The organism is Oceanobacillus kapialis (genome assembly GCF_044790185.1).
In the GTDB taxonomy this organism is placed as follows: Bacteria; Bacillota; Bacilli; order Bacillales; family Amphibacillaceae; genus Oceanobacillus_B; species Oceanobacillus_B kapialis.
Map to the genome: position 1 here is coordinate 3,482,694 of NZ_CP085256.1, position 24,942 is coordinate 3,507,635.

Here is a 24,942-nt window from a genome sequence, read left to right on the forward strand (position 1 = left end):
TAACATGATTGAGTTTCAAAACGTTTCGAAGACATACCCTAATGGAACGAAAGGTTTAAAAGATATCAATGTAACGATTAATCCTGGAGAGTTTGTCGTAATTGTTGGACTTTCCGGAGCCGGAAAATCAACATTTCTTCGTTCGATTAACCGATTGCATGAAGTAACAGCAGGCGAAATATTTGTTGGGGGAACTTCCATCACGAAAGCCAATGGAAAGCAGTTAAGAAGAATGCGCCGTGACATTGGGATGATTTTTCAGCAGTTCAATTTAGTAAAACGAGCCACCGTTATGAACAATGTCCTTTCCGGACGAGTTGGCTATCATTCTACATTTCGTACCATGCTTGGTATCTACCCGAAAGCCGACACGGAGCTTGCTTTACAGTCCCTTGAACGCGTAAACCTTGTGGACAAGGCCTATACTCGTTCCGATCAGCTTTCAGGGGGCCAGCAACAGCGTGTTTCGATTGCGCGCACACTTGCACAAGAGGCAAAGGTTATTTTAGCGGATGAACCAGTAGCATCGCTCGACCCTTTGACAACCACACAGGTAATGGATGATCTCAAGAAAATAAATCAAGAACTAGGAATAACCACCGTGGTAAACCTTCATTTTATTGATATTGCACGTCAGTACGCCACAAGAATTATTGGGCTAAATGCTGGGGAAATCGTTTTTGATGGTCCTGTCGAAGAAGCGACAGATCAAAAGCTAGCAGAAATATACGGGCATCCATTAAAAACAGCCGAAGAAGAAGCAAAAGAGGTGTCTTATGTCGCAACTAGCTGATTCAGTACGCCCGACACCACCAAGTAAATTAAAGCACTATTTTACGACTTTCTTATTGTTATTACTTCTGTTTGCCAGTGCGTACCAAACAGAGAGCACAATCGCAGAGCTGTTTACAGGTCTTCCAAATATGACTGATTTACTTGTTCAGATGGTGCCACCAAGCTGGGCTTATATCGACAATATTACCCCTGCTATGCTGGAGACCATTCGCATGGCGGTAGTTGGCACAACGATGGGAGCTATATTAGCAATCCCCATCGCACTTTTCTCTGCAAGTAATGTGTTTCAGAATTCTTGGGTCTGGTATCCAGTTCGCTTTGTTCTTAACCTCGTTCGTACAATCCCTGAACTCTTACTTGCGGCAATCTTTGTGGCTATTTTTGGGTTAGGGCCATTACCAGGTATTTTTGCACTTGGCATTTTTTCATTAGGAATTATCGCAAAGCTAACATACGAGGCCATTGAAGCAATTGACAAAGGTCCATTGGAATCTATGACAGCCGTAGGGGCAAATAAATTACAGTGGATTCGTTGTGCCGTGATTCCACAAGTAGCTGCCCACTTTATTACATACGTCCTATATACGTTTGAGGTTAACATTCGTGCCGCAGCAATTCTTGGACTTGTTGGTGCGGGAGGTATAGGCCTTTACTATGACCGAACGCTTGGCTTTTTGGAATATGATAAGGTAAGCATGATTATTCTCTTTACACTGGTTGTAGTCCTTATTATTGATTATTTAAGCGGAAAGCTCAGGGAGAAATTATTATGAATCGACCACAAAAACCAAAAAAGAAAATCGGGTTATACTTTTTAATTTATGGAGCATTATTACTCCTTTACATTTGGGCATTTTCCGGCGTGCCAATTGATGGGTTTAAGGATACTGCTGCTAAAATAACGAAGGCCATTTTCAGCGGCATGCTGTCGCCGGATTGGGATTATGTATATTTGCCTGATGGCGAAGACCTGCTCCGTGGACTACTTGATACATTAGCAATCGCCGTGTTAGGAACCTTTATCTCAGCACTTCTATGTATCCCTTTTGCTTTCTGGGCAGCCAAAAACATGAATCGGACAAAGTTTACCACAGGTACCGGAAAATTCATGCTTAGCTTTATCCGTACCTTCCCAGAACTTGTGATGGCACTCCTGTTCATTAAGGCAGTTGGGCCTGGCTCCTTTGCGGGAGTTCTCGCGTTAGGATTGCATTCTATTGGCATGCTTGGAAAATTGTTTTCAGAGGAAGTGGAAGCTATCGACCCAGGTCCGTCCGAAGCAATGGCAGCTACAGGTGCTAATAAACTTCAAACACTACGACTAGCTGTTTTTCCTCAAGTATTGCCAGGCTTTATATCCTATACGCTCTACCGATTTGAAATCAACCTGCGTTCTGCCAGCATCTTAGGCATAATTGGTGCAGGAGGGATTGGAACCCCACTAATCTTTGCCATGCAGTCAAGAGATTGGGAACGCGTAGGTATTATATTGCTCGGTATCATTGTGATGGTCGTACTTGTTGATATGATTTCAGGGTTTTTACGAAAACGTGTTGTTTAAATGTAGATTTTTAGAGTAGGGCCGGGTGACGGTGCTGCTCTTTCTTGTGGTGATGGGTTTGTTTGGGAGGATGGTGCGTCTCCTCGCCAAAAAGCCCAGGCAATTATCTGCCTGGGTTTACATTCATACCATCTTCTTCTTTTGATTTAATTTTGGTACATACATCCAGAGAAATAGCGATCGCCCCAAGCTGAACAAAACAAATGCTAACCAAACGCCATGATTTTCAAGGGACGGCACCAACAGCCATACCACCAGTAAAAATATGATTAATGCTAACATAATGGCATTTCGGATGTACCCAGCTTCCGTTGCACCAGTAAAAATCCCTTCTAACTGCAAGCCCCAAAATCCAAACAGCGGAAAGACAACCATCCAAACCATGTAATCCATCGCAGTTACCTGCACTTCTGGAAGCACCGTGAAGATTCCAACAATCATATCGCCAAATAATACGATGATGAATGACGACAGGATAGCTGCACCCAATCCCCAACTAGCAGATAAGGTGTACGCACGATGGTAAAGCAGTTTGTTTCCACTGCCAATGCCTTTTCCAATTAAAATGCTTGATGCATTGGCAAACCCACTAAAAAAGTAAGCAATTATATAATGAATTTGCAGTAGAATCGCATTTGCTGCCAGCACGACTTCTCCCATTGACGCTCCTAATGAGGTGAACATCCCTGTCATTGCTAATAAACAGATCGTTCGCAGGAATAAATCGCGGTTCACTAAAAGCATTCTTTTCAGTGGTTCTACTGCCAGAAGCACACTTGCACTTATTTTCGAGAAGCTGTTTTTGTATGTACGAAGGATAAAGAACGCACCGATTGACACGGCACTAACCTCTGCGATCAATGTCGCATACGCAACTCCTTTAACACCCATCTCAAGACCTATAACAAAATAAATATCGAGAATGATATTCAAGACATTCATAAATACCTGTACCGCTAATGCTAGGCGCACCTTTTCTCTCCCTATCAGCCACCCGATAATAACGTAGCTTAATAGAATGAAAGGCGCTCCCCATATTCTTATCGAGAAATAGTCGGAGGCAAGTGCGGATACTGTTTCGTTTCCACCTATTACAAATAAGGCGACCATTAAGATAGGCTTTTGAATGAGAACAAAGAATAGCCCAAAAAATAACGCAATTAAAGTAGGTCGTAAAAATGCTAACAGCACCTCATTTTGGTTCCCTGCCCCCTCTGCCTGTGCGGTAAATCCACTAGTAGCAGTTCTTAGGAAGCCTAATAGCCAATACATGGTATTAAAAATGACAGCACCTATTGCCACTCCGCCTATTGATGCAGGGTCTGGTATTCTCCCGATCACCGCGGTATCAACCGCTCCTAGTATTGGTGTGGAAATTCCTGAAATGATTAGTGGAATTGCCAAGTTTAAATATTTTCGTTGACTGAATATAGCTGAATTATTATGTAACGTACTATCTCCCTGCATCTCTATCTCCTAAACACTTATCTATTTACTACTCTTACACATCTAAGTATAGTTTACTTTTTGTTGTACCTTGTTGATGAAGGTATTTTCCAGCATACTTATCAGCCTCTTGATCCACATATTGAAACACGAGCTGACAAATTTTATTCCCAACCTTTAGTTCAATCGGTACAGCATTTGCATTATACAACTCTAACGTAATTTGTCCTTCAAAGCCAGGGTCAACCCACCCTGCATTTTGTATAAAAAGCCCTAAGCGTCCAACAGAGCTTCTACCCTCCACAAATGCTGTAATGGAACCTGGTAACCTGACATGCTCGACTGTAGTGGCCAAAGCAAACGTGTGTGGTGGCAGCACAAAGGTGAAGTCCGTCCTCACCTGCCGATAGTTCGCTTCTTGATCAAACTTTAAAAGCGGTGTTGCCTCTTCATCTAGTAAGAGAAATTCCTCTCCTAATCTTAAATCAATAGACGCAGGCTGTATATTTTCAGGCCGAAACGGCTCGATTTTCAATTTGTTTTCATCATGTAATTGTTTTATTGTCTTACCAGATAAAATCATAGCGATCCACCCTTTTTATAAAATTGCATAAAAACCTAATGCTAATAAAATTGTGCTTACTACGGAAGTGAATGCCTGCTTCAAGAAAATACCACGAGTCTCACCCCAGCCAAATTCTTTCCGAATTGTGTAAAGTGTTACCATGCACGAAGAAAAAGTAGAGGCAAAATAAACTAAAATAAATACCTGGAAAATTTGTAGTTGCTCTAACAGACTACCATTTCCCTGGTTAAATAAAAGCATTCCATCCTTCCGAATCATTGAGAAAAGGATGCCAGTTCCTGCCTCTGCAGGTAATTGAATAAGGTATAAAAATGGGGCAAGCAGAACAGCTAAAACATCTAAAACATTAAAAAGCTGTAATAACGTTGCAACCACACAGATTACAATAAAAATTGGCATAGCCTGTGTTAAAAATTGCATCACTACTCGCTTCACGCGCCACCATAAGCCACTCCATGTTAAAGGTTGTAAATAAGGTAAAGACGAAACCCTTGTTAAAGCTCCTAGCTGAGGTTTATTCCATAATCTTGTATGGAGAGCTCCCGCCAAAAAGAGAAGGATAATATATGGGATAAACAATATAGGGTACCCAGCAACACCAAATATGGATAATGTTGCTCCGATTTGGTAGCTACAGGCTGAGCCAAAAGAGATCAAGGACACACAGGATTTCCGCGTGCACGTACTACAGCTTCTGCTTTGCAACACCGCTACTACATTACACCCAAAACCAGTTAACACAGGCGACAAATCTCTGCCTGTTAACCCAATTTTACGCAAGCTCGGGTCTAACGTGTGCATAATGTGCTCCTGAATACCTGTTTCTTCTACTATAGCAGTAGCAAGTCCTACTAAAACCACTACTGGAAATGCCCACACAAAGGAATACCAGCCTAGTGTAACAACACCATAATCTCCTACAATAAACGTATACAACCAGCCAGGAAGGCCACTAAACAACTGTGTTATTGGTTCAATGAAATACACATCTGAAATGGGTTGCAGCCAATCCGAAAACATATAAGCCGCAAAGACCGGAATACCGAACATCGCGAGAATTGTAATCCAAGCCATTAACGGGCCAAAAAAGGGCAGACGAAAAAGCTTTATTCTTTTTTCCTCGTCATTATGATTGTTAGGTAGAAATTTTAAGATACTGGAATTTAGTCCCCACGTTGAGGCCGATTCCATTGCCTCCAAAATTTCTTCTCTCTTTTGTTCCCTTAGTTTTCGTGCATTCAACCACACCACCGGAACCTGCAATAGATTACGAATTTGTTCCTTTTCTGATTTTGTATAACTGTACTTATCTTCATGCGTCACCAAGACAGCTACCCGTTTCCCTCTGAGCTTCAAATTTTCATTTAAAAAATTTAGCTCCTCAGCCAAATTCTCTGACTTTATCACTAATAGAAGTATGTGCAGTTTCTCCATTTGCTCCAAAGCCAATCCCATTGCAACACTGTCGCCCTCAGCTTGAATGCCAGGGGTGTCCACCAATTCTATCCCTTCTGCCCCTGATACTTTTGCTGAAATGCAACGGATAGTTGATCCCTTTATATTTGATTCCTGGACCGTTTTGTTCCCAGTTAATTGGCGGAATAAAGCCGTTTTCCCTACAGATTCATGCCCTACCATAGCAATTTCAATAGGGAGTTCATTCAGACTTTCTTTCTCTTTTGCTAACATGTCCTCATCTCCATACTTAATAGAAATGCACGGAGGCTGGGACAAAACTTCTCTTAATATATGAAAACACGAACTATCATGCAATTTCTTTAAAAAAGGTATGCCTAGTTAGAGTTTTCTCATGTTAGCGTAGGCAGAACACGTAGACTCCTTGAAAATACATTCGTATTTTCTGCGTGCGATGCATCGCTGACGTAGCTTTCCTTGTCCTACGGGAACAGCACGAGTCTGAAGACCCCGCAGTGGTGACCTTTCCACGAGGAGGCTGAGGCCGTGCCCGTGGAAAGCGGAGTGTTCTGCCGAAGCGATGCTAATACTTATTATTCGTATTTTAGTATAGATGACTTAGTTTTGCCCCAGCCTCAACTATCCACAACAATTTAATTTTCCTTTACTAATTCGTTTGCAAATTCCATCTAAATGGGTCATTCAATTGCTTCCAGTCCATCTCCATTTCCTCATCTGTTAACAAGCACTCATCCAGCATACGCACAATGTGGTCCCGATCTAAATCTGTCCCGATAAAAACGAGCTGGGTTTTTCGATCACCGTATTCAGGATGCCAGGATTGCTTAACTTCAGGGTTTTGGCGGAAGATTGCTTCCTGTCTCGGTTTTGGCAGTGCAGCAACCCAATAAGAGACGGGTTCAATATTGGCTGCAGGTCCTGCCTGGGAAAGCAATAATGCAAACTCATTTCTTGTAGCACACCACATAATCCCTTTGGCTCTTACGATGTTATCCGGCATTGTTTCCACAAACTCTAGCAATCTTTCCGAATGAAAAGGCGCTGTACGCACATACGTAAAAGGTCCTATCCCATATTCCTCTGTCTCGGGGGTGTGCTCTTCTGGACCTTCTCTTAACTCTTTTAACCAGCCCGCAGAGGAGCTTACTTTTTCAAAGTCAAAGGAGTTTGTAGAGAGAATGTCACTTGGATCTATCTTTCCGTGAGTCGTTCTTATAAACCTTGCCTCAGGCTGAAGCTTTCTTAGCACCCGCTCCAGTTTTGCCAGCTCTTTTTCGCCAACAAGATCACATTTGTTTAAGATCAGCACATTGCAAAATTCAATCTGGTCCAGTAAAAGGTCAGCAATTTCCCGATCATCCGCATCAGATACAGCTTCTTTTCTATCTAATAAACTGTCACCAGAACCAAAGTCATGCCAAAAGCGGTTTGCATCCACAACTGTTACCATTGTGTCCAGTTTCGTGAGCTTATTTAAATCAATCCCTAATTGATCATCCATATAAGAAAAGGTTTGGGCAACAGGGATTGGCTCACTAATACCTGTCGATTCAATTAATATGTAGTCAAATTTCCCTTTATTAGCTAGCTTCTCCACCTCAATCAAAAGGTCATCTCTTAGTGTGCAGCAAATACATCCATTGGACATTTCGACTAATTGTTCATCAACTCTAGAAAGAGCTCCCTCGTTTTCCACAAGACTTGCATCGATATTAATCTCACTCATGTCATTTACAATAACAGCTACCTTGAGCCCTTTTTTGTTGTGTAGAACATGGTTTAAAATAGTCGTCTTTCCTGATCCTAAGTAGCCACTTAACACCGTCACAGGTATCTTCTTTTTCAACTCATTCACTCCTATTTAGATAAGATGGACTAGCATTGACAACGTTCCCCGCACATAGAAAGGTCATCGAGAATAAAGTTTTCCTGACGATATAAATCTAAAATTTCCTGATTAAGTCCAAGCTTTTTGGCAATAGAGGTTGCCACTACTGCATAACGCTGTCTAAATTTATAAATGTAACAGAATATATGGCTGCCATGTCTCATTTCTGGACCTGCGAGGTAAATCCCCGGTGTCTTTCTAAACTCATCATCTTCTGTTAGTAGAACTTCACCATGTTGGCCATAGGAGACTAAATTTCGAATAAGCTTTGTGCTTCCTGAAAATCCAGTCGCTATGATAGGTGGATTAGCGCTTTTATATAGGGTACTTTGATCCGTATGAACCACATATTGGTCTCCACTCATGGAAACTTCTGTGGCAGAAGCATTGCCGATAAGTTGAAACTTTGAGCTGTCAGGAAGGTTGCGCAGCCGATTATAGGTATAGGGAGTAAGTGAGACACTTGGATCACTGTGGTCTAATTCCCACGTATTTGTACGAGCAATTACTTTCACATCCGCACCTTGGTTACAAAGGTGGTATGCTGCATCCAGCCCACTTTCATAGCCACCTATAATGATATACTCATGACCATTCATTTCTTTCCAAGCGGTCACATCACTCGAATGGATCCCTAAATTGGCTCCAGGGAAGGGGTTTCTATTCGGGTATTGATATTCTCCCCCACTCCAAACGACATACTTGCTGTGTAGCTCTCCCTCCTTAGTTTTTATGGTGAAGGTTCCATCTTCTTTCAAGACGGAAACAACCTCCGTATTTTCCTCGATAGGCAGTTCAAAGTGTTTTGCTACCAGATTTAAGTAAGCTGCATAATCTTCACCAGTTGGGTGTTCCTCATCCAAGCTATAGGCTGGTGACGTTTTTGGGGCAATGGCGTTCAAATCGGTTTGGCCAAATCCTTGTGCTGGGAAAGAAGGAGTGATAAAACGCATCTCCTTTGGCCACTTGCGGAATGACTCGCCTACTTGGCCTTTCTCTAACAAAACAAAGTTTTCGCAACCCATTTCCTTTAAAAGGCTCCCCACACCAATACCTGATGGTCCCGCGCCTACGATTACCACATCATATAAATTGCTCATATTCGGTAGCTCCTTTCTAAATTAAGCTCGCAGTTCTAGCGTGAAGGCATTGTCTCCCATACAATAATTGAATCCTTTTTCCAGTTCTTCCCTGTCTAAATTATTACCTATAAATACAAGCTCACTTTTTCGTTTCTCATTCTTTCTCCAAGGTTTATCATCGTTACTGGCAAACAACATATGAACACCTTGAAAGACAACACGATGGTCAACATCTTGTATATTTAAAATCCCTTTATACCGGTAAAGTGTTTCACCTTTTATTTGTACAAGGTAGGAAAACCATTTATTTACCCGCTCTAATATAAGTGGTGTATCACTTTCCAATACGAAAGATTGAATTCGATCCGTATGATGATGATGGTGGGTCGTTAATAGATTTGGTCTTAGTTTAAGCTTTTGATCAAGATTGAATGATTTAACTCCCATCACTTTGGTTAGTGGCACATTGCTGTTTCTGGCACTCATTATCTCGGCCGTTACGTTCATCTGCTTTATCCGGTTCAACAGGGCTTCTTTCTCTTCGGGAGTAATAAGATCCATTTTGTTTAGAATGATTAAATCCGCAAAGGCAATCTGCTCTAGCGCCTCCTCTTGTCTATCTAAATAGATAGGAAGATGTTTGGAATCTACTACCGTGCAAACAGCGTCTATTTCAAACCAGTTTGACATCACTTCATCCATGAGAAATGTTTGGATGACAGGTGCAGGATTTGCTAAGCCGGTTGTTTCAATAATAATTCTGTTAAGTGGTGAATTTTCTTGATAGACTTTCGAGATTAAATTCTTAAGAATACGAATTAAATCGCCACGGACATTGCAGCAAATGCACCCATTATTAATTTCTACAATTTCCTCTTGGGTCGTCATGACCAATTGGCCATCAATACTTGTCTCACCAAATTCGTTAATAATCACTGCCGCATGCCTATTTCTTTTGTCTTTAAGTATTCTGTTTAACAGCGTCGTTTTTCCTGAACCTAGGAACCCTGTAATAATCGTTACTGGAATTTTGTGATCACGCAACAAATCTTCTACCTCCTTGGGATAAATACCATTACTTATGTACGTTACTCTCTATTTTAATGCCCTTATCTTATCTACACTCTTGTCACATTGTCCTGCTAACTATACATAATATCGTAACGATTACGATTTGTAAACAGTAATGGTTACGATTTATAAAAGAATTAATATGGAAGTCTCTTTCCAGAACGAAAAATGTTGCTAGATCACATGAGCGTGATATACTTATTTATTCATTTAGTAAGAAAAGGGGGTAATTTTTTGGATAATCCTGCACAGCTTATTACAGAACCACTCTACCCAGAAATAAAAGCCTATCCTTGGGAGGTAGCACTTTTTCAATGCAGACCCGTGAGAAGACTTAAGCATCTATCCCACTTTGGCGGTGCCTCATTTTTATCGCCTGTTGTGCACAGTCGCTTTGAGCATACGGTTGGTGTCTGGAAGTTAACGGCCTTCTATTTTCCTAATGATATAGAACTCCGGGTAGCCGCCTTGCTTCATGACATCGGTCATCTCCCATTTTCCCACGCTATGGAGGAAGCGCTAGACTTCAATCACCACCAATTAACCGAAACGTACATACTTGAGCCGGAGATCTCTACTATTCTACAAGGAGCAGATCTGGATGCGCAGAAAATTATAAGCCTTTTAAATAATCCTTCAGCCATTACTGGAAAAGGCAATATATTAGGACTTGATCATTTAGATAGTTTTTTGCGGGATACTTATATGGCTGGTGAGTGCAGTAGGCTCCCTCGTGACGTGCTTCGGGACATAAAATGCACCCCAGAAGGAATTGAAACGGACCTTGAAACTGGAAACTATGTCATGAAATTAATGTTGGCAGACCACAGGCTTTTCCTATCCCCAATCATGGTGGCTATTGATCGATTAATGGCAGAAGCTGTGAAGCTACATTGGCAAGAAACCACAGCTCATAACAGAGAAGCATTTGCCCGAAAAACGGATGCGGAGGTTATTGCCATTTTAACGACTTCTCCTTCTTTTAAGGCACGGAAACTTATTGATATGCTTCGTTATGAGCCATTTAAGATCCACATCAACGAAGTAGAAACAGGAGAAGGGTATCCGATTAGCATTCGGAAAATATACAAAAAAGCGCCTCTGTGTGGAGGAAAAATCCTTACGGAACTAAGCGAGCGTGCACGCCAAGTACTAGAGGATTTAAAGAAGCTTGCTTTTCATTTAGAAGTGGTAGTAGATTTAGAAGAAGAATTGGTTGATTAAGGCTTGCGATAATTAGCACCACCCATAAAAAAAGCCGAGCGATCCTTTTAATCACTCGGCTTCTCTTCTACTTAAAAATTAAATGTGTCTGGGTCAGGCCCTACGCGCAAATTCTCATTTAAAGCGTCAATAGCTTCCATACCTTCTGCTGATAATTGAAAATCAAACACATCTCCATTGGCAACAATACGGTGCTCCTTGGTTGATTTTGGTATGGTTGCTATTCCACTTTGCAGATTCCAGCGAATAATGACCTGTGCAACAGCCTTGCCATGTTTTTCTGCTATTTCTTCTAGTAAAGAGTGATCCAGAAGTTGTCCCTGCATTAATGGCGACCATGCCTGTAATTGGATGCCGTTCTCTTTAGCGTATTTCCGTAAATCCTGTTGCGTCAATTTCGGGTGGTGTTCGACTTGGTTAAGCATCGGCTTTATTTCACTTATTTTAGCCAAATCCTCTAAGTGGTGCACCTGAAAATTACTCACTCCAATTGCTCGAATAAGTCCTTGCTTATATAGATCCTCCAATGCTTTCCAAGCTTCCTTGTATTGCTCTACCCCTGGCCAATGGATGAGATATAAATCAAGATAATCTAGGCCCAATTTTTCCAATGATACACGGAATGCTTTTATCGTGTCTTCATAATTTAATCCATCATTCCATACCTTTGAGGTAATGAAAAGATCCTCCCTTTTTAGGCCAGTTTCTCTTATACTTTCTTGAATTCCCTGACCTACACCTGCTTCATTTCCATAAATAGCAGCTGTATCAATTAGGCGGTACCCGTTCTTTATAGCTGCCTTTACGGCTTGCACAAGCTCTGGTCCTTCTTCTACTTTAAAGACCCCTAGTCCAAGCCAAGGCATCTTCACACCGTTTGAAAGTATTAGTTTACTTTGTAAATTTTCCATTGTTTTCTCTCTCCTTTAAGCACATTGTTTTACGTTAGTTTCTACTGCATCTTGCTTCTCCAGTTTTCGACTATAGCCTGTCAGCAATACTGCTGCTGTCACCATTAATCCACCAATCCAGCCTGTATGAATAAGGCCAATAGAATCGGTAATAATTCCTCCTAAAAAGGAACCAATCGCGATACCTGCATTAAACGCTGCAATGTTAATGGCGGAAGCTACATCAACTCCACCAGGGACGAAGCGTTCTGCCAGCATCACAACATACACCTGCAATCCTGGCACATTCATAAATGCGAACAGGCCCATTAGCATAATTGTGATGAGTCCAACCACTTTGAAAGGTGCCGTGAAGGTTAATAGAAAAAGTACCACTGCCTGGAATAAGAACATGAAAAACAAGGATTTTATCGGATTTTTGTTAGATAATTTTCCGCCAATCATATTCCCAATGGCAATGGCCACCCCATACACCAAAAGCAGCACGGCTACCACATTGCTAGAAAATCCTGTTACCTCTTGTAACAATGGGGAAAGATAGGTAAACACGACAAACGTTCCACCATAACCAAGCGCCGTAATAACAAAGACGAGTAGCAAGCGATTATTTGTCAGCAGCTTCCATTGGTCGCCAAACGTTGTTTTAACACCCCGTTTTAAATTGGCAGGTACAAGAAAGCTGTTAGCCACAAAGGCTAGTATTCCTATTCCGACAATGGTCAAAAAAGCCAATCGCCAACCGAATTGCTGACCAAGAAAGGTGCCAATTGGAACACCTGTAACGGTCGCTACCGTTAAACCTGTGAACATGATCGATATAGCAGTTGCACGTCGGTCTGGTGTAACCAGACTTGCTGCAATTACGGACCCAATTGACATAAACAAACCATGGGAAAATGCTGCTAGCACTCTTCCCACAAGTAATATGCCAACACCTGTTGCGCCTGTTGCGATACTATTTCCGACAATGAAAAGAACCATGATCCATAGCAACAGAGCCTTCCTTGACATTGTGGATGTCAAAGCTGTGAGAATTGGAGCACCAAACGTTACGCCTAGTGCATATATGGACACCGTTAAACCAGCTGTGGTAACGGATATTTCTAAGTCATCCGCAATTAGCGGGAGAAGACCGACACTAATAAATTCTGTCGTCCCAATAGCAAACGCACTAACGGCTAAAGCCATTAATGCAAGAAAGCTTCTTTTCTTATCTAAAGCCATATCTCATGACCTCCTGTATATTTTTTGTAAAAAAGTTGGTAAATTACTGCCGGCAAATGATATTATGTAACATACAGGTATAAAAGAAAAGAACGCACTTTAAAGTGCTATAGATACTTTTTTGTAATGTAGGTACTTTTTAGTACCTATGAAAGGAGGAAGACCATGAAGAAGAAAAAATACAATATTTCAGTAGAGGCAACCCTTGAAGTAATCGGCGGGAAATGGAAGTGTGTCATTCTTTGTCACCTCACACATGGCAAAAAACGCACGAGTGAATTGAAGCGATTAATGCCGAATATTACACAGAAAATGCTGACACAGCAGCTCCGCGAATTAGAAGACGACGGGATTATTAACCGCATCATCTACAACCAGGTGCCACCAAAAGTAGAATATGAGCTAAGTGAATATGGGCGCAGCCTTGAAGTGATACTCGATTCCTTATGTGCATGGGGTGAAACCCATATTACGAAGGTGTACGGAGATAAGTCTGAAGTACTTGAGGAAAGCATATTGAACAACTAAAAAAAGCGACCTGGCTTAATCACCAGATCGCTTTTTATTTTCACTTCTATCGTTCAATGTAAAAGACTTTTAATCCTGAATTTCTATTTTACTGTTGCTCCTTCTCAAATCGATATATCCCTTTACGATCCCGAAGTGTACAACCATTTTTAACAAAAATAGTAATCATAGCTTGATTACTAGTATCCGTACTGCCCACATAGTAAGCTGCGTTTTGTTGTTTAAGAAGGGATAGAGAAGCGACATGCATGGAAGAGCCGAATCCACGTCCTCTCATTTCCGGGACCACACCAAAGTAGAACATTCGGCCTTCGTCTGTTGTCCCTTCTTCAATATGTGGGATACTTATGCCACATACTTCCCGATCAATGACGAAATAATAGCAAATATCACGCCAAGCGGAGCCCAGCTCACTTTCAAGCGAGCGCATCACTTCTTCGATTGGCTGTTTTTTGTTCTTGTTTGCTGAACCGGAACGACAGCGTTCGTAGAGTTCTGCAAATTGTTGATCGGTTATGTACCCTTCTCCAAGACTGCTCCAATGAAACGGAAAAGCCTGCTGTTCCAAACTGGCCAACGACCTTGTATATTCGGCAACAGTCGATATTTTTTCAAACCCCTCATCGAACAATATAGATTCATAGGTTTCATCCAAAAGCACTGAGATGAAGCCATTTTCAGTTGCCTTCCAATCTTGAACGAGTTGTAGCAATGCTGTCTCGTAGCTTTCTTTGGGAACACTTTCTTGTTTCAACTGGTCTACAAGCCAATAATTTCCCGGGTTTTTTATAGTATGGAATAAGTTCAAGCTCTGAACACCCTTCTCTGAAAAGAGAATAGCTACTTAACGAATAGCATTAATTTTATACTTATCGTCCTCTTTTGTTATCTCAAGTGATAAATACCCATTTTGCTTAACTTTTGTCCCATCAGCTTCTTCAAAGCTTTCCGTATATTCAAAGTCATAAAGGAAATAGGAAGTGGCCTTGGTGACAACTTCATTTCTTATTTTTATGTCAAGATTGGATTTTGGCCCTGTAAATTGTAAAGCACTACTATTTTCCAACATTCCTTTTGTAAACAAATCTAATTTCGCTAGATTATAGGCCTCTTCTGTCTGTGCATATAAAAGCTGGTCATACTTTTGTTTTAACTCTTGTGCAATATCTAACAATTCTTGTTCACTATATGTAAAAAAATTCAAGTCAGCTTCTTTAATATCGTTAGTCGGAGTATTTTGAACAGCGGCACGTTTTCGGTTTTCTGCCAATCCTTGTTCACCAGCACATGCAGTTAGATAAAGAAGAAACAAAGCTGCGCATGCCAGTAAAATGTATTTTCCCAATTAGTACTCTCTCCCTTGTGCATCTGGTTGTTTTTACCTATGCTGATTATACTATAAATATAGGTAAGCGGAAGAGATAAACTTAAAAATACACAAACCATTAATAGTTTTGCCATTTATTAGTTAAAGACAAAGCGACTTAGCATACTCTTCCCAGCATGCATTATACATTTTAAAAGCTACTTATTCTAGCATTTTACTTCAAAAGATAAAGAAAAGTGGCCAATCCTGACCACGAACTATGTAAAATCCTATTTACTCTTTGAGAAACTCCCTTCAGCCTGGCATGCTAACGTATTTAATATTTTCTGCTCATGCTCAAGCAACCACTCCTTGCGCCACAATCCACCAGCATAACCTGTCAGCTTGCCACTCGCCCCGATAATTCTATGACACGGAAAAATAATACTAATTTTATTTTTACTGTTTGCTGCACCTACTGCACGGACGGCCTTATCGCGCTTTATAGCTACCGCAATATCTCGGTAACTACCTGTTTTTCCATAAGGGATTTCTCTTAATGCTTGCCACACTTCCTGCTGAAAAGGAGTCCCTTCCAATTTAAACGGTAGGTCAAACTCCGTACGCTCTCCTTTAAAATATTCATCCAATTGTGTGTAGCAATCCTTCACAGCGTGGGGGAGCTTTTCTTTAAATACATACTCAACTTGCTGCTTATCTGTATACGACACATCATAAATTGCTTCCTCTGTACCAGTTATCTCTATCACACCTATTGGTGACAGATAATCTACTTTTTTCATGCGTTAGACCTCCATAAATACATGGTTGCATAGGCTTCCCAGCCCGCCCAGTTATTTGCAATACTAGCAATCTCTTCAACAGTTGGCTTCCAACCAAGCAGCTCCTTTAACGCATTATGAATACCCGCATCAGCGATTGGAAAGGCATTTTGAAACCGAAAACTTTTCATCAATACATAATCGGCTGTCCAGGCACCAATCCCCCGAATGGATAGTAGCTCCTTTTTCAAGGTTTGGTAGTTTTTCTTTTCCAATTCTGTTTGCTGAAGCAATCCATCTCGCATCATTTTTGCTACACCTAGGATGTACTCTGCTTTTCGGGATGAAAATTGTAACTCCCTTAATGTTTCCGTTGTGCAGTCAGCGAGAATTTCCGGTTGTGGAAATAACCAGTATGCTTCCCCTTCCCATTCTATCTTAGCTCCAAAATGTTCTACTAGTCTCCGCTTTAGGGTATATGCAAAACTCAAATTAATTTGCTGCCCGGCAATCGCCCAGACTAATGCTTCAAACAGATCAGGGATCCCGACTATTCTCAGCCCACTATACCTTTCAACCAGTGGCTTCAAGTACTCATCATACAAAGCTAATCGATAAAACGGGGCTATATCGCGATTTAAATCGAACCACTTGGTTACATAATCAGCCACCAACTCCCTGTTCATTTTATCGGGATTCCCTTTTAAAAACTGAAGGATAAGCGTGCCTTCCTCTTCCGCTAGAGAAAATAAGACTGCCTGGTTGTCTATGGTTAATGCCTTATACAAAGTTCTCCCTTCAACCCGATGAAGCAGCTCTTGATCCGATCTTTTTAAGAAAACGAGCGACTCATCAAATTGAAAGTGGCTTGGACACGACGCTTCCATATACGTTTGCTTGTCCACCCATTCCATCGAAAACCTCCTTCTACTGACTGGAGTTTTACTTCTCTCTATTTACTATTCTAACAAATTTAGATACTGTGTCATTAGGAATCTCCTGTGTCACTACCTATTTAAATATGGAACTTTTAGTTGAATTTTTACGTACTAGAAACAAAGCGCTGATCATGGCTGGTGTACATAGAAGAATAAAGGAGTGTTACATAATGGCGGAAAGTCTAGCTTCACCTGCTCATAAACTTTCCAATAAAGCAGTAAAGGTTTGGAGACTGAGTGAAACCCTCTCCAACATTATCGCTTTAATTGTATTAGCAATATTACTATTTCTTGATTATCACTTTTCATGGATTTATTGGATTGGCTGGATTCTTATAGGATTGGTCATTTTAACGATTGTTGGTGCTCCTTGGGGTTATATAAGAGCCGCATTATTGTACAAACATTGGAGATACGATATAAGCGAGGAGTTCTTGCAACTAAAAAAAGGTGCAATCAAAGAAGAGCATCAGCTTGTACCCATGACAAAAATACAATCCGTATCTACTAAACAAGGACCATTACTGCGAAAATATGGTTTATATGCTGTAACCGTGCAAACAATGGGCTCTTCCCATACCATTCCCGCACTTGAAAAAGAAGTAGCAGTCGAATTACGCAATACCATTGCCCAGTATGCGAAGGTAGAGGAGATGGAAGAATGAAGGAAACAAATCGACATCATCCCTTACAAATTGTCTATGACCTTGGGGTAATTATTAAAAATACGTTTTTCATTATTGTCATCTTGTTCGTCTTTCAAGCGGGGTCTGATTCCCCGTTCGTGAAGTATGGCAGACTTGCCTTCTTTGTCTTATTAGCAGGTACAATTATTTATCTCGTTTTTAAATGGTACACACATAAGTACACCTTGACCCAAACAGCTTTTGTTTTAACAGAAGGCGTGTTTTCGAAAAAAAGAAAAACAGTACCCTATTCCAAGGTACAGCACGTAAAAAGGAAGACCAACTTATTTCACCGGATTTTCCGTGTCACTTCGATTACCTTTGAGACAAGCTCTCAAGGTGATGATAGCTCGGTAAAATTTGAGGTCGTGACGCCAGAGGAGGCTGCGCGACTCGAAAATCAAGTATATCAGCAAACTTCCATAGACCAGAAAACAGACAGCGAAAACCAAGGTACGGAAGAAGCCACACAACAAGAGGAAGAGGCTTCAGATGAGGCAGTCGTTCATTTTAGTCCGAGGAAAAAAGAAGTAATAAAGGCTTCCTTCACCTCGTTAAGCTTTCTTGCAATCATTCCAATCGTCGGTTCGCAGTTTAATAAATTTGATGATATCCTTCCTGACGACGTGCAGGGAGATGGAGTCTTATCCTTTTTTCTTGAGCGCTGGTGGTTGATTGCTCTCACTGTATTCGCCCTTGTTATGCTATTGATGATCGGCGGGGCAATATGGACGTTTTTAAAGTACGGAAAATATGAAATTGCATCTGACAGCGAGAAAGTATATATCACGAAAGGTGTATTGGAGGAGACAGCCTTCTCGATTACGAAGAAAAATGTGCAGGCTATTCAAATTCAGCAATCCTTTATGAAACGAATGCTAGGTTTAGCCGAAGTAAAGCTCGTCTGCGCTGGTTCGCTTGGGGATGGCAACACAGATGAAGTGAACAGCCTCTATCCATTTTTACCAGTGGCAAAGGCTCATCAGCTTGTGGAGGAAATATTACCTTCTTACAAGCTGACAGATACGATGCAGAGGCTTCCACGTGAAGCGTTCTGGCTTCGCATGCTAACACCAAGCTGGTTTTGGATCATTGCTACGGCTGTGCTTTATTTCTGGAAGCCTGACCTTTTTGGGCTCTCTGACTATTGGTGGGCTATATCAATCATTTTACTGGTTCTTGTCATTATATCCCGAATCCTAAATTTCAAAAACTCACGTTATACCATTCATGATACTTTCATTCAGCTAAGAACTGGCGGGTTCGGCACCTCGTTATTTCTGTCCAAACGAAGCCGAGTAATTGAGGTTGAAGTCTCTCGCAATATCGTGCAGAAGAAGCTTGGACTAGCATCTTTAAGCACCGTAAATCGAGCAAAACCTGTGCTGCACACCAATATGAATGATGTTCCACAAGAGTGGGCCGAAGCGTTTTTTGCCTGGTATAAAGGTAGAAACCAGGAGGTAGAATTGAAATAACGCATCTAGAGACAATAAAGATAATGCAGGGCCATTTGAACTTTTAAAGTTTAGGTCCTGCATTTTTTTGTACGCTTTTTATTCCTATCCGACCTGCAATTGACTTTTTTTATTAAATGGTGTAAATTAAGCAATAGACGAACGATAATTCGTCGATTAAAAATAACATTCGGTTTTAGGAGTGTATAACATGGAAAATGTATTTGATTATGAAGATATTCAATTAATTCCAGCAAAATGTGTCGTAAATAGCCGTTCTGAGTGTGATACAAGTGTTGCACTAGGTGGATATACGTTTAAATTACCTGTCGTACCAGCAAATATGCAAACTATTATAGATGAAAAAATTGCCGTGCATTTAGCCGAAAACGGTTACTTTTATGTCATGCACCGCTTTGAACCAGAAAAACGTCTTGGATTTATTCAGGACATGCAAAATCGTGGACTGATCGCTTCTATTAGTGTTGGCGTTAAAGACGAAGAGTATGGTTTTATTGAGCAACTAGCAAGCGAGGAACTGACACCAGAATTCATTACAATTGATATTGCGCACGGTCATTCAAATGCCGTCATCAATATGATCAAACATATTAAACAGCATTTACCTAAAAGCTTTGTTATCGCAGGGAATGTAGGAACTCCTGAAGCGGTTAGAGAATTAGAGCATGCAGGAGCAGATGCTACGAAGGTTGGAATTGGACCAGGAAAAGTTTGTATTACGAAGATCAAAACAGGCTTCGGTACTGGTGGCTGGCAGTTAGCTGCACTACGCTGGTGCGCCAAAGCAGCAACAAAACCTATTATTGCTGATGGCGGAATCCGTACGCACGGAGACATCGCTAAATCCGTACGTTTCGGTGCTACAATGGTGATGATTGGTTCGCTTTTCGCAGGACATGAAGAATCTCCAGGTGAAACCATTGAAAAAGAAGGCAAGTTATATAAAGAATACTTCGGCTCAGCTTCTGAATTCCAAAAAGGGGAAAAGAAAAACGTCGAAGGAAAGAAAATGTACGTCGAGCATAAAGGTTCTCTAGACGATACGTTAACCGAAATGCAACAGGATCTACAATCATCCATTTCTTACGCTGGTGGAAGCACACTTGATTCCATCCGCACTGTAGATTATGTGGTTGTGAAAAACTCTATTTTTAATGGAGATAAAGTATACTAAGCTTTTTAGAGAAAGAGGTGGCACATTATCGGTGCACCTCTTTTTTGGTTATATTTAAATTTCATGACGGGATAGGCCTTATAGTTCGTCTTCTTTTCACTCGACAAACAGCGTTTCCTATACAGCTTTATATGTCATATATTAATTCTTACCTGTTTACTTATTGGCGACATAATTCCATATAAATTCTATGCTCAAAACCTTTCATCTTTGAAAAACTTTCCTTTTTTCGCTCCAACTCTGTAAAACCCAATTTTTTGTATAATCGATAAGCAACCTCGTTTGTATCCACAACTTCTAGAATATAACGATGATAACCTTCATTTTCTAATACGTAACTCATCAGAGCAGTTGAGACACCTTTACCTCTTGCTTTAACTGTCGTAGCAACACATTCAATATAGCCTGTATCATCTTGGTAAGACAATTTTTTATTAAACTCATTTTTCATAAAAAGATAAGCCATAGTCCCCTTCACATAGCCAAACAAGTGTCTCAAAATTGTTTTATCAATTGTCAATGCTCGATTTTGATTGTTGGAACAAGCCAGAATCCCAACAATATCGCCTTCTAAAGTAGCAAAGTAAAAAACATCTGAACAGATCATTTTCTGAAACGCTTCAATTAACTTTTCTCGATTGTTTGAGAGAAAAGCTAAGTCTTTTTCGTATCCATCAACAAAAACGGCTGCGACCTCACGAGATATATTTTCTTTAACCTCTTTCATCGGTCTTACTCTAATTTCATAGCTTTTCATTTAACTTCCCCCTTAATAATTAACTGACCGTACGGTTTATTAATATTCGTTTTAAAACCCCTTCTTTTTTAAGGGGTATTATTGGATATTCCTTTTAGGAAGATATCTATTGCATTCTGATAAAGCATTAGAAACTGTTCATCAGAATAACCAAAGAATTGTGTAATACTTAAACCTGTGAGTGTACTGTATAGAATATAAGCTAAATCAACTGGTGATTGATTACTTTTAAATTCTTTACGGCAGATACCTTCGTCAATAATTTGATAGAAAGCTTCATATTCCGGTTTTATTAAATCAAATATCTTATTTCTCATCATTTTGTCTATATTCTCAGTGGCCATGTATTCTGGGACTGTATGTGATAGAGGATTTTGCATGTCCGAAGCATAGTATTTTGCAAGAAGGTAAAGTTTTTCTGTTGACGTTACTACCTTATCCGCATGATTTGCCCATTTTATTCTCCAATCCTCTGAAGTTTTTTCTACTGTATATAGGAACAACTCTTCTTTGCTTTTAAAGTGATAATAAATGCTCCCTTTGCTTATATCACTAAACTCACGAATATCCTCCATTGAAGTTCCAGCATAACCTTTTTGTTCAAATATAATTTTTGCCTTTTCAGCAATCCGTTCCTTAGTTTTTTGACCTTGTCCTTTTGGCCGAGCCATAAATTATTCTCCTTTATTTAATGACGACAATTAATTAACTGACCATCCGTTTAATTAACTATAGAACAAGATAACCTTAAATTCAAGCCTATTTTAAATAAATAATTGAATTTCTCTACCAGACAATACCAATGGCCTGATAAAATAATCCGAAACCTTTGATCGATATGTAATTCCACCACAAAATGCGAACACCCCTTTTTTTAACTCAATATCATATTCTATCACCTACGTGGAATAATAAGACTCTGGAGGTGTTAAAATGCCAAGCGATTCTAAGAAAAAGCGTGCTGGAATGAGTGATGAGCAAGCAGTAAGAGGAAAGTTGTCAAAGCAATTTGACCATGAATTTGCGAATGAACCATTAACGCCAGAGGAAAAGTATAACAATAAAAAGACGAAGAAACGGCAGTAGGTTATATATATAAATTAAAGCCCTTTTGCGTAAGAAAGGGCTTTTTAATATGTACAATATTATAGCTTTTTAACAAACTTGGACTTTAACTGCATATCACCTAGGCCTTCAATTTTACAATCGATATCATGGTCTCCATCAATTAAGCGGATGTTTTTTACCTTTGTCCCTCTTTTTACAACTGAGGATGTGCCTTTTACTTTTAGGTCTTTGATTACGGTAACTGCATCTCCATCGCTCAGTACTGCTCCGTTTGCATCCTTGTACACCTTTATTTCTTCTTGCTGGTCAGCTTCTGCTTCGCCTGTCCATTCATGGGCACATACTGGACAAACATAGACATTTCCGTCTTCATATGTATATTCTGATTGGCATTTTGGACAGCTTGGTAATTCGTTCATAGGTAAACCCTCCTCTTATATATGTTAGTTTACCATAGCCATGCAGGAGGTGATCCCTATATTTGAAGGAAGCTAATTCAACACAGTAAGCAAACACAAAACAAACGCAACACCTGCAATAGGTGTCATCACATAACGCTCTTTCTTACTTCTGGAAGCTAGGTTCGCAATTGTGTTAAGACCAAGAAAGATGGTAATGATCCACATCAGTATAGGTACAGGCAAAAAGTTAAAACCGTTTACGATGTCAGCATGCTTTAGGAAAACCAAGCACATTCCTAGCAAGATTACTGCATTTACCAAGCTGACAACGCGTAATTTTTTCGGTAGTACCTTGTAATATCCTCCCAACGCAAATTCCCCTAATGGTAGACTAAGTGATAGTAATAATTGAAATATGGCCATTCCTATAAATAACACCGAAACAAGAATTGGCAGTAAGTCCATTCTTCTCCCCCTCCCTTTTGCACTAAAAAAAACAGATGTGCTCTATTATACATACAGCACATCTGTTGATTAGTTTCATGTTTTTTATTAACTTACGTTAAAGATCATTACCAAGGCGTAACCAAACACAGCTAAAAAGATTGATCCTACCACACCTGCAGCAAAGCCCTTCATCCCTAGCTTACGGAAGGTTTTTACCTCAACATTTAACCCAAGACCACCCATTGCCATCGCAATTAAGATGTAAGCAATCGAGACAATACCATTTGCTACAGACTCTGAAACGATTCCTAGTGTATTAAATCCACTCATGGCAAGAAATCCTAAAATGAACCACGGGAAAATAGACAGGCTCGGTTTATTACCTGCTGTCTTTTCACTACCCCTCTGAAACAAATAGCCAATTAAGAAGGCAACAGGTACGAGTAACGCAACGCGAGTCAGTTTTACAATGACCGCCATATCAACTGCCGCTTCCCCTCCAGCCCCGGCTGCCGCAACAACGTGGGCAACTTCATGCAGGGTGCCCCCTGCGAATATGCCATAGCCTGTTGCTGATAATGGTAACAATCCGTAAATAACACTATAAATTAACGTAAATGTTGTACCAAGCAATGCGACAATACCAGCACTGACAGCCGTTTCTGTTTCTTTTGCCTTGATGATGGGTGCAATTGCCACAACAGCCGCTGCCCCGCAAATCGCTGTTCCACACGCTGTAAGGATGCTTAGATTTCGATCCACTCCAAACCAGCGTGCTATTAAATAGACAAGCACTAGAGCAAACACAAGATTGAGGAAAGCAATTAGAAAAACATTCATACCTGCATTATAAATATCAGCTAGATTTAAGCGCATACCAAGCAGAATAATCCCTAATCGCAACAGCTTTTTATTCGAAAACGTAACGCCGCTTCGAAGCACATCAGGCAAACCAAATGCTGCCCGCCACGCCATACCGAGAATTATGGCGATCACGAGCTGCCCCATGATTGCTAAGAAAGGTAGTTTTGCCAAGAGACCTGCCAACAAGGCAAGCAGCAATGTAAGCCCCATTCCGATAATAAATCCATTCCGATTGTTTCCTTGTACATTTTCTCCCATTCTAAACACGTCCTTTATCTCTCTCTTCTTCCACTCTACCGAAAGCGTTACTATTAGTGAAATACATATAAATTATTGTTATGATTAGATATACTAATAATAAGGAGTGTTAGCATGTACTACGATGCCCTTAAAACCTTCATTACATTGGCGGATGTAGGGAATTTCACAAGAACCTCCGAAGCCTTGCATATCTCCCAGCCCAGTGTCAGTTTACATATTAAAAATTTGGAAAAGGAATTTCAGACAGAGCTTTTCGTGCGTTCACCGAAATCTGTGCAAATTACGCCAACTGGAAAAATACTCTATGACCGAGCCAAACAAATTATCGCCATGTATGAGCAAACCCAAGAGGATATTGCAGCCCATCATCAATCTATTCAAGGTCAGCTTAAAATTGGGGCGAGTTTTTCTATTGGGGAATATATTTTGCCTGTATTTCTTCAACAGTTACAATGGGATTTCCCTGCACTAGAATTAGAAGTAGTAATTGGGAATACGGAAGAGATTGTCGAACAGGTACGGCTTTTTCAAGTGGATGTAGGCTTGATTGAAGGGCAAAGCAATGATAAAGAGCTTTCTGTTCATCCGTTTATGAAAGATGAGCTATCTATCATTTGCTCGACTGATCATAAGCTTGCTGGAAAATCCCCCATCTCAATAAAGGAGTTACATGGACAAACATGGATTACGAGAGAGGATGGGTCAGGCACAAGGGAGTATTTAAACCATGTGATCCGCAGTAATGGGCTTTCCGTGAAGTCCTTACTTACCATTAGTAGCAATCAAGGAATTAAGGAGAGTGTGATGAGGGGGATGGGGTTGTCCCTTTTGTCTCGTAGTGTTATTTCCCGGGAAAAGAAGCACGGTTCGCTCGCTGCGCTAGAAGTAGAAGATGTTCGCTTTACGAGAACCCTTTCCTACATTTATTCTCCTGTTATGCGAAGTAAAAAAAGTGTAGAAACGTTTATCGGTGTGGTAGAAGGGAAAAGTTTGACAGAGCAAACAGCCACAGAAAAGGAGTCCTAAT

At 40.5% G+C, this 24,942-nt stretch carries 27 protein-coding genes; 10 read left to right on the forward strand and 17 right to left on the reverse strand.

Annotated features, from left to right (window positions below):
- Positions 1-4: 4 nt before the first annotated feature.
- From phnC to phnE (LG273_RS17940), 3 genes are read left to right on the forward strand one after another with little or no spacing between them, the layout of a single operon-like run.
- On the forward strand, positions 5-793 hold the full coding sequence (phnC, locus tag LG273_RS17930; protein WP_404456320.1) for a phosphonate ABC transporter ATP-binding protein: 789 nt from the start codon (positions 5-7) through the stop codon (positions 791-793).
- The gene (gene phnE, locus LG273_RS17935) at positions 777-1,568 is read left to right on the forward strand and encodes a phosphonate ABC transporter, permease protein PhnE (protein WP_404456323.1); all 792 of its coding nucleotides are present in this window, start codon (positions 777-779) and stop codon (positions 1,566-1,568) included. Before phnC ends, phnE (LG273_RS17935) begins: the two co-directional genes overlap by 17 nt.
- A complete protein-coding gene (phnE, locus tag LG273_RS17940) occupies positions 1,565-2,356 on the forward strand; it encodes a phosphonate ABC transporter, permease protein PhnE (protein ID WP_379560105.1) in 792 nt (263 codons plus the stop codon). Before phnE (LG273_RS17935) ends, phnE (LG273_RS17940) begins: the two co-directional genes overlap by 4 nt.
- Positions 2,357-2,479: 123 nt before the next feature.
- Here phnE (LG273_RS17940) and LG273_RS17945 read toward each other — a convergent pair whose 3' ends face one another.
- The 6 genes from LG273_RS17945 to LG273_RS17970 form a co-directional block, all read right to left on the reverse strand.
- Entirely contained in the window at positions 2,480-3,823 is a 1,344-nt protein-coding gene (locus tag LG273_RS17945) for an MATE family efflux transporter (protein ID WP_404456327.1), read from the reverse strand.
- A 34-nt stretch (positions 3,824-3,857) separates the two neighbouring features.
- Entirely contained in the window at positions 3,858-4,385 is a 528-nt protein-coding gene (gene dcd / locus LG273_RS17950; RefSeq protein WP_404456330.1) for a dCTP deaminase, read from the reverse strand.
- A 15-nt stretch (positions 4,386-4,400) separates the two neighbouring features.
- Complete coding sequence (locus LG273_RS17955; protein ID WP_404456333.1) at positions 4,401-6,077, reverse strand: GTPase; 1,677 nt, start codon at positions 6,075-6,077, stop codon at positions 4,401-4,403.
- Between the two features lie 394 nt (positions 6,078-6,471).
- Entirely contained in the window at positions 6,472-7,671 is a 1,200-nt protein-coding gene (locus LG273_RS17960) for a GTP-binding protein (RefSeq protein ID WP_404456336.1), read from the reverse strand.
- Positions 7,672-7,700: 29 nt separating this feature from the next.
- Positions 7,701-8,813, reverse strand: coding sequence for an NAD(P)/FAD-dependent oxidoreductase (locus LG273_RS17965; RefSeq protein WP_404456339.1), 1,113 nt, complete (start codon positions 8,811-8,813; stop codon positions 7,701-7,703).
- Between the two features lie 21 nt (positions 8,814-8,834).
- Positions 8,835-9,842: a CobW family GTP-binding protein gene (locus LG273_RS17970; RefSeq protein ID WP_404456342.1), complete on the reverse strand. Its 1,008-nt coding sequence runs from the start codon at positions 9,840-9,842 to the stop codon at positions 8,835-8,837.
- 258 nt (positions 9,843-10,100) lie between these two features.
- Between LG273_RS17970 and LG273_RS17975 the strand changes: the two genes are divergently transcribed.
- On the forward strand, positions 10,101-11,090 hold the full coding sequence (locus tag LG273_RS17975; RefSeq protein ID WP_404456345.1) for an HD domain-containing protein: 990 nt from the start codon (positions 10,101-10,103) through the stop codon (positions 11,088-11,090).
- A 71-nt stretch (positions 11,091-11,161) separates the two neighbouring features.
- On the opposite strand, the gene LG273_RS17980 is transcribed toward LG273_RS17975, so the two are convergent.
- Positions 11,162-12,001 (reverse strand): aldo/keto reductase, encoded by an 840-nt coding sequence (locus LG273_RS17980; protein WP_404456348.1) that lies wholly within the window; start codon positions 11,999-12,001, stop codon positions 11,162-11,164.
- A 15-nt stretch (positions 12,002-12,016) separates the two neighbouring features.
- Entirely contained in the window at positions 12,017-13,225 is a 1,209-nt protein-coding gene (locus LG273_RS17985; protein ID WP_404456350.1) for an MFS transporter, read from the reverse strand.
- 165 nt (positions 13,226-13,390) lie between these two features.
- Here LG273_RS17985 and LG273_RS17990 point away from each other — a divergent pair, with 165 nt between their 5' ends.
- A complete protein-coding gene (locus LG273_RS17990; RefSeq protein ID WP_379560116.1) occupies positions 13,391-13,753 on the forward strand; it encodes a winged helix-turn-helix transcriptional regulator in 363 nt (120 codons plus the stop codon).
- An 88-nt stretch (positions 13,754-13,841) separates the two neighbouring features.
- On the opposite strand, the gene LG273_RS17995 is transcribed toward LG273_RS17990, so the two are convergent.
- From LG273_RS17995 to LG273_RS18010, 4 genes are all read right to left on the reverse strand, one after another.
- Positions 13,842-14,561, reverse strand: coding sequence for a GNAT family N-acetyltransferase (locus LG273_RS17995; RefSeq protein WP_404456353.1), 720 nt, complete (start codon positions 14,559-14,561; stop codon positions 13,842-13,844).
- A 36-nt stretch (positions 14,562-14,597) separates the two neighbouring features.
- On the reverse strand, positions 14,598-15,098 hold the full coding sequence (locus LG273_RS18000) for a hypothetical protein (protein WP_379560118.1): 501 nt from the start codon (positions 15,096-15,098) through the stop codon (positions 14,598-14,600).
- A 251-nt stretch (positions 15,099-15,349) separates the two neighbouring features.
- On the reverse strand, positions 15,350-15,862 hold the full coding sequence (locus LG273_RS18005; RefSeq protein WP_404456355.1) for a methylated-DNA--[protein]-cysteine S-methyltransferase: 513 nt from the start codon (positions 15,860-15,862) through the stop codon (positions 15,350-15,352).
- Positions 15,859-16,755: a DNA-3-methyladenine glycosylase family protein gene (locus tag LG273_RS18010; protein WP_404456358.1), complete on the reverse strand. Its 897-nt coding sequence runs from the start codon at positions 16,753-16,755 to the stop codon at positions 15,859-15,861. Before LG273_RS18010 ends, LG273_RS18005 begins: the two co-directional genes overlap by 4 nt.
- Positions 16,756-16,949: 194 nt before the next feature.
- On the opposite strand from LG273_RS18010, the gene LG273_RS18015 reads away from it, so the two are divergent.
- From LG273_RS18015 to guaC, 3 genes are all read left to right on the forward strand, one after another.
- Positions 16,950-17,444, forward strand: a complete 495-nt coding sequence (locus LG273_RS18015; RefSeq protein ID WP_404456360.1) for a PH domain-containing protein — start codon at positions 16,950-16,952, stop codon at positions 17,442-17,444.
- On the forward strand, positions 17,441-18,943 hold the full coding sequence (locus LG273_RS18020; RefSeq protein ID WP_404456363.1) for a PH domain-containing protein: 1,503 nt from the start codon (positions 17,441-17,443) through the stop codon (positions 18,941-18,943). Before LG273_RS18015 ends, LG273_RS18020 begins: the two co-directional genes overlap by 4 nt.
- A gap of 190 nt (positions 18,944-19,133) precedes the next feature.
- Positions 19,134-20,117 carry a GMP reductase gene (guaC, locus tag LG273_RS18025; RefSeq protein WP_404456365.1) on the forward strand — a complete coding sequence of 328 codons (984 nt, stop codon included), beginning with the start codon at positions 19,134-19,136 and terminating at the stop codon, positions 20,115-20,117.
- 160 nt (positions 20,118-20,277) lie between these two features.
- Here guaC and LG273_RS18030 read toward each other — a convergent pair whose 3' ends face one another.
- Together LG273_RS18030 and LG273_RS18035 are read right to left on the reverse strand one after the other, a co-directional pair.
- A complete protein-coding gene (locus LG273_RS18030; protein WP_404456368.1) occupies positions 20,278-20,874 on the reverse strand; it encodes a GNAT family N-acetyltransferase in 597 nt (198 codons plus the stop codon).
- 68 nt (positions 20,875-20,942) lie between these two features.
- Positions 20,943-21,545, reverse strand: a complete 603-nt coding sequence (locus LG273_RS18035) for a TetR/AcrR family transcriptional regulator (protein ID WP_404456371.1) — start codon at positions 21,543-21,545, stop codon at positions 20,943-20,945.
- A 262-nt stretch (positions 21,546-21,807) separates the two neighbouring features.
- Between LG273_RS18035 and sspO the strand changes: the two genes are divergently transcribed.
- On the forward strand, positions 21,808-21,960 hold the full coding sequence (gene sspO, locus LG273_RS18040; protein WP_379560126.1) for a small acid-soluble spore protein O: 153 nt from the start codon (positions 21,808-21,810) through the stop codon (positions 21,958-21,960).
- Between the two features lie 59 nt (positions 21,961-22,019).
- On the opposite strand, the gene LG273_RS18045 is transcribed toward sspO, so the two are convergent.
- The 3 genes from LG273_RS18045 to LG273_RS18055 form a co-directional block, all read right to left on the reverse strand.
- Entirely contained in the window at positions 22,020-22,361 is a 342-nt protein-coding gene (locus tag LG273_RS18045) for a zinc ribbon domain-containing protein YjdM (protein ID WP_404456374.1), read from the reverse strand.
- A gap of 72 nt (positions 22,362-22,433) precedes the next feature.
- A complete protein-coding gene (locus tag LG273_RS18050) occupies positions 22,434-22,808 on the reverse strand; it encodes a hypothetical protein (protein WP_404456376.1) in 375 nt (124 codons plus the stop codon).
- 87 nt (positions 22,809-22,895) lie between these two features.
- Positions 22,896-23,912 (reverse strand): YeiH family protein, encoded by a 1,017-nt coding sequence (locus LG273_RS18055; protein WP_404456379.1) that lies wholly within the window; start codon positions 23,910-23,912, stop codon positions 22,896-22,898.
- A 114-nt stretch (positions 23,913-24,026) separates the two neighbouring features.
- Between LG273_RS18055 and LG273_RS18060 the strand changes: the two genes are divergently transcribed.
- Positions 24,027-24,941: a LysR family transcriptional regulator gene (locus LG273_RS18060; RefSeq protein ID WP_404456382.1), complete on the forward strand. Its 915-nt coding sequence runs from the start codon at positions 24,027-24,029 to the stop codon at positions 24,939-24,941.
- The last annotated feature ends 1 nt before the right edge of the window (position 24,942 follow it).

What these genes read in the sequence shown, in the direction of transcription:
- phnC (WP_404456320.1), top strand. Translation starts at nt 5, where the DNA reads ATGATTGAGTTTCAAAACGTTTCGAAGACATACCCTAATGGAACGAAA.
- phnE (WP_404456323.1), top strand. Translation starts at nt 777, where the DNA reads ATGTCGCAACTAGCTGATTCAGTACGCCCGACACCACCAAGTAAATTA.
- phnE (WP_379560105.1), top strand. Translation starts at nt 1,565, where the DNA reads ATGAATCGACCACAAAAACCAAAAAAGAAAATCGGGTTATACTTTTTA.
- LG273_RS17945 (WP_404456327.1), bottom strand. Translation starts at nt 3,823, where the DNA reads ATGCAGGGAGATAGTACGTTACATAATAATTCAGCTATATTCAGTCAA.
- dcd (WP_404456330.1), bottom strand. Translation starts at nt 4,385, where the DNA reads ATGATTTTATCTGGTAAGACAATAAAACAATTACATGATGAAAACAAA.
- LG273_RS17955 (WP_404456333.1), bottom strand. Translation starts at nt 6,077, where the DNA reads ATGTTAGCAAAAGAGAAAGAAAGTCTGAATGAACTCCCTATTGAAATT.
- LG273_RS17965 (WP_404456339.1), bottom strand. Translation starts at nt 8,813, where the DNA reads ATGAGCAATTTATATGATGTGGTAATCGTAGGCGCGGGACCATCAGGT.
- LG273_RS17980 (WP_404456348.1), bottom strand. Translation starts at nt 12,001, where the DNA reads ATGGAAAATTTACAAAGTAAACTAATACTTTCAAACGGTGTGAAGATG.
- LG273_RS17985 (WP_404456350.1), bottom strand. Translation starts at nt 13,225, where the DNA reads ATGGCTTTAGATAAGAAAAGAAGCTTTCTTGCATTAATGGCTTTAGCC.
- LG273_RS17990 (WP_379560116.1), top strand. Translation starts at nt 13,391, where the DNA reads ATGAAGAAGAAAAAATACAATATTTCAGTAGAGGCAACCCTTGAAGTA.
- LG273_RS18005 (WP_404456355.1), bottom strand. Translation starts at nt 15,862, where the DNA reads ATGAAAAAAGTAGATTATCTGTCACCAATAGGTGTGATAGAGATAACT.
- LG273_RS18010 (WP_404456358.1), bottom strand. Translation starts at nt 16,755, where the DNA reads ATGGAATGGGTGGACAAGCAAACGTATATGGAAGCGTCGTGTCCAAGC.
- LG273_RS18015 (WP_404456360.1), top strand. Translation starts at nt 16,950, where the DNA reads ATGGCGGAAAGTCTAGCTTCACCTGCTCATAAACTTTCCAATAAAGCA.
- LG273_RS18020 (WP_404456363.1), top strand. Translation starts at nt 17,441, where the DNA reads ATGAAGGAAACAAATCGACATCATCCCTTACAAATTGTCTATGACCTT.
- guaC (WP_404456365.1), top strand. Translation starts at nt 19,134, where the DNA reads ATGGAAAATGTATTTGATTATGAAGATATTCAATTAATTCCAGCAAAA.
- LG273_RS18030 (WP_404456368.1), bottom strand. Translation starts at nt 20,874, where the DNA reads ATGAAAAGCTATGAAATTAGAGTAAGACCGATGAAAGAGGTTAAAGAA.
- LG273_RS18035 (WP_404456371.1), bottom strand. Translation starts at nt 21,545, where the DNA reads ATGGCTCGGCCAAAAGGACAAGGTCAAAAAACTAAGGAACGGATTGCT.
- sspO (WP_379560126.1), top strand. Translation starts at nt 21,808, where the DNA reads ATGCCAAGCGATTCTAAGAAAAAGCGTGCTGGAATGAGTGATGAGCAA.
- LG273_RS18045 (WP_404456374.1), bottom strand. Translation starts at nt 22,361, where the DNA reads ATGAACGAATTACCAAGCTGTCCAAAATGCCAATCAGAATATACATAT.
- LG273_RS18050 (WP_404456376.1), bottom strand. Translation starts at nt 22,808, where the DNA reads ATGGACTTACTGCCAATTCTTGTTTCGGTGTTATTTATAGGAATGGCC.
- LG273_RS18055 (WP_404456379.1), bottom strand. Translation starts at nt 23,912, where the DNA reads ATGGGAGAAAATGTACAAGGAAACAATCGGAATGGATTTATTATCGGA.
- LG273_RS18060 (WP_404456382.1), top strand. Translation starts at nt 24,027, where the DNA reads ATGTACTACGATGCCCTTAAAACCTTCATTACATTGGCGGATGTAGGG.